Origin of the sequence: Donghicola sp. XS_ASV15, from assembly GCF_041224595.1 — a bacterium.
In the GTDB taxonomy this organism is placed as follows: Bacteria; Pseudomonadota; Alphaproteobacteria; order Rhodobacterales; family Rhodobacteraceae; genus Donghicola.
On record NZ_JBGFGN010000048.1, the window covers coordinates 1 to 1,398 of the forward strand.

1 protein-coding gene is annotated in these 1,398 nt (G+C 64.8%); it reads left to right on the top strand.

Translation table 11 applies throughout. From position 1 onward, the window contains the following. Positions 1–30: 30 nt before the first annotated feature. On the top strand, positions 31–1,398 hold a 1,368-nt coding region (locus AB9K37_RS00765; RefSeq protein ID WP_369835122.1), incomplete at its 3' end, for a hypothetical protein.

Genomic DNA, 1,398 nt, shown 5'->3' on the forward strand with positions numbered 1-1,398 from the left:
CCAGCCCCAGGGGAAACCGACAAGGAGACTGTGGCAGAAGAGCCAGCGCAGGACACCCTCGAGGCCACGCCCGCGGATCCCTTTGCCGCCCTCGCCGATCTCGGAGAGCCAGACACGCAGGAGGCTACCGGCGCAGACGACATGTTTGCGCCCTTCGAGGTAGCCAAGCCCGATGCAGAAGACAGCAACGCACAGCTCGCCCGCCTTGCCGCAGGGGGGATGGCCGCGCTCGCCGATGATACCGATCCCCAAGATGGCACCCAGCCTGGGGAGGAGAAGGCCGAACCCCTGCCAGAAGATCACGCTTCCGAAACAGCCCAAGCCCACGACGCGCTCGACATGGACGCCACTGAAGAAACCGACGCAGATCCCTTCGCAGCATTCAGCGCAGACGATGACCCGTTTGCTGCCCTTGGGGGCGCGGAGGAGGAGCAAGGTCACGACAGCCTCCCCCCGGCGACAGAAGACACCCCCATAGAGGCCGTGACGGCCGTCGAGAGCACAGCCGACGCAGACCCCTTAGCCGCCCTCGAAGAGCCAGACACGCAGGAGGCAACAGGCGAAGACGACGACATGTTTGCACCCTTCGAGGTGGCAAAGCCCGCCGCAGAAGACAGCAACGCACAGCTCGCCCGTCTTGCCGCAGGCGGGATGGCCGCGCTCGCCGATGATACCGATCCCAAAGATGGCACCCAGCCTGGGGAGGAGAAGGCCGAACCCCTGCCAGAAGATCACGCTTCCGAAACAGCCCAGGACCATGACGCCCCCGTCATGGAAACCACTGAGGAAATCGACGCAGATCCCTTCGCCGCTTTCGACAGCGAAGATCCAGCCTCGCCTGCGACACCCCAAACCGCCCCTGCGGCGACCTTAGATGACGACCCCTTTGCAAAATTCAGCGAAGACGATGACCCGTTTGCTCCCTTCGACAGCGCGGCCGACGCGGCAGAGGATCTTCCTGACCTTGACGCGCTGAAGGCGCTCGAGACCGAGGCCGTCTCTGCTCCAGTGGAAGACGACCCGTTTGCTGCCCTTGAGGGCGCGGAGGAGGAGCAAGGTCACGACAGCCTCCCCCCGGCGACAGAAGACACCCCCATAGAAGCCGAGGTGGCCGTCGAGGGCAAACCCGACGCAGACCCCTTAGCCGCCACCGAAGAGGAAGACCCCTTCGCGGCGCTTGCTGACGTGGAAGAGCCGGACGCAGAACTGTCCGCCCCGGAAGACGCAGAGGCTCCCAAAGATCAGATGGCATCTGCAGACGAAGAACCACAGGCCTCTGAAGACGCGGCTGCAGGCACCGCCGTCCCAAGCCCCTTCGAGGCCCTCGAAGGCTTGGACGATGACGACGCGCCTCCTTCGGAACACGTGGTCTCAGACGATGCGGACGCGCTTCCGCTC